The organism is Endozoicomonas sp. ONNA2 (genome assembly GCF_024606365.1).
GTDB lineage: Bacteria > Pseudomonadota > Gammaproteobacteria > Pseudomonadales > Endozoicomonadaceae > Endozoicomonas.
This window is the reverse complement of the sequence record NZ_JAHHPO010000738.1, coordinates 1-4,357: the sequence shown is the minus strand read 5'-3', so window position 1 is coordinate 4,357 and position 4,357 is coordinate 1. Positions and strand designations below refer to the sequence as shown.

3 protein-coding genes are annotated in these 4,357 nt (G+C 50.2%); 1 reads left to right on the top strand and 2 read right to left on the bottom strand.

Features of this window, described 5'->3' with window-relative positions; all coding sequences use genetic code 11:
- Positions 1–866, top strand: an 866-nt coding sequence (locus KDK14_RS12990; RefSeq protein WP_257265571.1) for a hypothetical protein, incomplete at its 5' end; no start/stop codon positions are given.
- Here KDK14_RS12990 and KDK14_RS12985 read toward each other — a convergent pair.
- Positions 855–3,059: an ATP-dependent RecD-like DNA helicase gene (locus KDK14_RS12985; RefSeq protein ID WP_257265570.1), complete on the bottom strand. Its 2,205-nt coding sequence runs from the start codon at positions 3,057–3,059 to the stop codon at positions 855–857. The genes KDK14_RS12990 and KDK14_RS12985 overlap by 12 nt on opposite strands.
- 587 nt (positions 3,060–3,646) lie before the next feature.
- Positions 3,647–4,114, bottom strand: a complete 468-nt coding sequence (locus KDK14_RS12980) for a hypothetical protein (RefSeq protein WP_257265569.1) — start codon at positions 4,112–4,114, stop codon at positions 3,647–3,649.
- Positions 4,115–4,357: the final 243 nt, after the last annotated feature.

The following is a 4,357-nucleotide window of genomic DNA, read 5'->3' as shown; positions in this document are numbered from 1 at the left end:
TCTGTGGCAACCCTCTGGTTACAGAGGTTATGCATTTATTATACGAATTCAGGCAGAATGAATTTCGAAGTTTTTTCGGAAAGCGCTCCAGACAGGTCCAGGACTTGATTAAAAGTCTTCCTTCAGATGTTCCGGTATTCAATCAATACGAGTGCCTGGAGCATCCGGTCTTCCTCCTTCTGGTGAAGGATATATGGCTGAACGCATTACGTACTGGCAATAGCAAAATCATGGACAGAATCAGTCATTTGATGGTGTCGTATACAAAGCGGATAAACAGTTCCCGCCAAGGCATCCGCCACTTCTTAAAAAAGCTGGATGCTCAGTTAGAGCACATCCATTTGCTGCAATATAACGATTTGTCTGTTTTAGCCTTTCTACTGGTGACGAATCCCCGAAGATGGGAGGAAAACAAACAACATGTTTTCCAGCAGTTGATCCGTCATGCTTTTGCAAATCAGGAAAGCAAGCTGAAAACCTGCCCCTACAAGTGGGAAGCGGATGTGAGCCAACAACTGAGTATTAGCCATTGGGCAGAGTCAGAAGTCATTCCGGATACCATCTCGACCCTGCGTTTTCTGATGGATATTGCGTCATACATCGATGATCATAACCATAGATTTCCCGCAGATACCCCCGAGCGCATCTGCCGGGATGATGATCACTGGTCAGAGCGTCTCAGCAGGGGAAAGTACTTCGATAAAGACACAAAGCAGCTGTTATCACCCATCATTGCGCCAGGCAGACCAAATCTATTTCCCCTGGAGGAAACCCGAGAGGTGCTCGCTGATTATTTCCGCACAAGCTTCGGGTTGGCAGGCGATGTTTCTGCAAATCATGGCAATGCACATAAATTATTCACTTAACCCTACCAACCGCCCCTGCAAATTAGTCAGCCGACGATTCGACTTTCGGGTTCGGGCGGCGACGCTAACGGCCTTGGGCTGTCCCACCAGCACTACCATTTTTTTGCCCCGGGTAACACCGGTGTAGAGCAGGTTTCGTTCCAACAGGGTGTAGTGCTGCATGGCCATGGGAATCACCACACAGGGGTATTCCGAGCCCTGGCTTTTATGGATGGTGGTGGCGTAGGCCAGCGACACTTCATCCAATTCATTGACCGGGTATAGTACCTCCCGACCGTCGAACTCGATCATCAACTCGCCCTCTTCAATATCAATGGCTTTTACCCGGCCAATATCACCGTTGAACACCTCCTTGTCATAGTTGTTGACTGTCTGAATCACCTTATCCCCCGGCGCATAGGTCCAGCCATACCGGGTAACCCGGGGGTGAGCGTCTGGATTCAGGGCTTGCTGTAACGCAACGTTCAAACTGCGGGCACCGAGCCCGCCCCGATTCATTGGCGCCAACACCTGGATATCATTGACCGGATCAAAACCAAATTTTTCGGGCAACCGTCGTGTGACCACCGACATCAACTTGGCAAACAGCTCTTCGGGCTCTTCACCGGTCACATAGAAAAAGTCCGTCTCCTCTCCTTTTTTCGATACCCTGGGCGCCTGCCCACGGTTTATGGCGTGGGAGCCGGTAATGATCTGCGAGGTTGCTGCCTGCCGGAAGATTTCCGTCAATCGCGCCACCGGCACCTTGCCGGACGCAATCAGATCACTCAGTACCGACCCCGGCCCTACCGAGGGTAACTGATCCACATCGCCCACTATCAATACCGCAGCGGCATCAGGCACTGCCCGCAACAGCTGATTCATCAGCACCACATCCACCATGGAACACTCATCCACCACCAGCAGATCGGTTTCCAGGGGATTCTCGGCATTGCGTTTGAAATCAAAAGCGGACGGGTCAAAATCCAGCAACCGGTGAATGGTGGTGGCTTCTTGCCCTGTTGATTCGGACAATCGCTTGGCCGCACGACCCGTTGGCGCACACAGCGTCACCTCAACCCCCCTGGCCTGGATAATTTTCAGGATACTATTAACCACCGTCGTCTTACCCACGCCCGGACCACCAGTAATGATGCAGAACTTATTCTGCACCGCCAGCTCAATAGCCCCTTTCTGGGAGCCGGAGAGTTGAATGTTATTTTTCTCCTCCACCCAGGGAATGGCTTTATCCATGGCAATGCCGGACCAGCTGGAACTTCCCTGAAGCAAGCGGTTGACATGGTTGGCAACCCCCTGCTCGGCTCGGTAGAGAGGTGTCAGGAACAGGCAGGGTACTGCCTCAATGGTCTCCGGTGTCAGCCGCTCCTCAGTAATCTCACACTGAATCGCTTCTTTGATGGTGGCTTCCGGTATTTCCAGCAGCGTGACCGCATCGTTCACCAGCGCCTCAAACGGCCGGGCACAATGTCCTTGTGTGGAACACTCCTGTAGCACATGGCACACTCCGGCCTGGGCCCGTATTAACGACACCCGGTCGATCCCCAGTTGCATGGCCAGGTTATCTGCCGTTTTAAAGCCGATGCCGTGAATATCCAGTGCCAGCCTGTACGGGTTCTCCTGCACTTTTGCCACAGACTCATCGCCGTAAGTTTTATAAATACGCACCGCCCGGGCGGTGCCAACACCATGGGATTGCAAAAACACCATTATTTCCCGAATCACCTTCTGCTCCGACCAGGCTAAGGTAATCTTCTCCCGCCGCTTCTTGCCGATACCTTCGAGCTCCATCAGCCGCTGCGGGTTCTCCTCAATAATATCGAACACGTGTTCACCAAAAGCTTTTACCAGCCGTTTGGCAAAATGGGGACCAATGCCCTTTACCATGCCGGAGCCCAGGTATTTCTCGATACCTTCCAGAGTATTGGGTGTCACGGTTTTGATCTGCTTAACCTTGAACTGCACCCCGTGCTTATGGTCGTTAAACCAGATACCGGTGGCATCCACAAACTCACCGGGCGTTACCGACGGGGTATTGCCGGTCATGGTCACCAGCTCACGCTGCCCCTTGCACTTGACCCGAATCACAAAAAATCCGCTGGCTTCGCTGTGGAAAGTGACCCGCTCCACCGATCCCTGCAAATGAACCAATGGCTGATGGTCGGTGTGGCGCTGATGATCGGCTGAAATTTCCATCAAGGCGTTGTTTATCCGTCAGAACGATGAAAGCAATCAACAGAATAATACCAAAGGAAACTTATGCAAACGGCTGGGGAAAAATAGCTTGTTTATGGGGAGGTCGAATCCTCCGGAGAAGTGCGTTTAATCATTTGTTTACCGGCTACATAAACGGCAAAAGCCTTACGACACATATAGTAAAGGTTAAGTTGTATGACGGTGGGACGGGAACCAGTGGCGAAATTTTTTGATAACTCCGCTCATAAGCAAAAGCTTAACTCCTGATTTCAAGCAGCACTTTCAAGGAGAAATTTCAAGTAGCCCTTGCCAGTACCCTTCAGCCCATACCAACGGCGACCTTCGTTTTAAATACTTTTCTGAATAGAGTTTGTCGCAATATTCCAGAAAATGCCTCGCCCGTATTTCCCAATTATTTCGATCATCCGGGCCAAGCCGGGTAATGGTCTGCTCAACTTGCCTTGTTAACTGCTATGTTAACTCCGAATCCGGATAAATACGACCACTCACCAGCTCAACATGAAACCAGCCTGTGGTTATTTCAACCGGATCCAGCACATCTTCAAAATTGTTCTTTCCAGTATTCATTATCGAACTGGCCAGCCGGTAATTGCTCCACTCATAGGCCGAGTCAACTCTGCGGGATTTTGGCGCAAAGTGAGCTGCCAAATAAGCACAAATTCCAGAATACGCATGATAAAGTTCATCCATGCAGTATTAGGTGCGGTCATCGCCCCTTTGGATAGCGGCTCATTCATATTGAGCCCTTGCTTTTCCAAGTATTGGAGCCCTTTTTTTCGGACCTTTTTATCAAAATCATCAGGCTCTTTATCAAAATCATCAGGCTCTGGCTGGGGTGTTACACGAATCACGGTTTCAACCACCCTTTTTGTTCTGCCACAAAACGCCAGCACATCCAAAGGGTCGGTTTCGCTCAGAACCGTTCTCGGTTTTTTATCAATGTCATTTGCCTGCGCAATCGTCATGTTTTCCTGACTTAAGTAGTTGGCTAAATGAATCGTATATTTCTGGTCAAGTGGACAGTTACCATGCAACGCTGCACGACTGCAAGGATGCAGGAGCCAGAGCAACGCAGGAGCAGTTACCGAGAGTAACTGATCTCTTAGTCAGAAAATATGATTTCATTTGGTTAGCTACTTAATATCCTGGAGGCTTACTCCAGGATCTCTTCGGCCTCAATGGAATAAGTACTCTTCAAATCAAATGCTTCACTGGTAAACCCGGAGGCTGTCCGAGAATAGCGCCCGTAGCGAGGATTGCGAGAAATTGAGGCTAAA

Coding starts and splice junctions, on each gene's coding strand:
- KDK14_RS12985 (WP_257265570.1), bottom strand. CDS start 3,059: ATGGAAATTTCAGCCGATCATCAGCGCCACACCGACCATCAGCCATTG.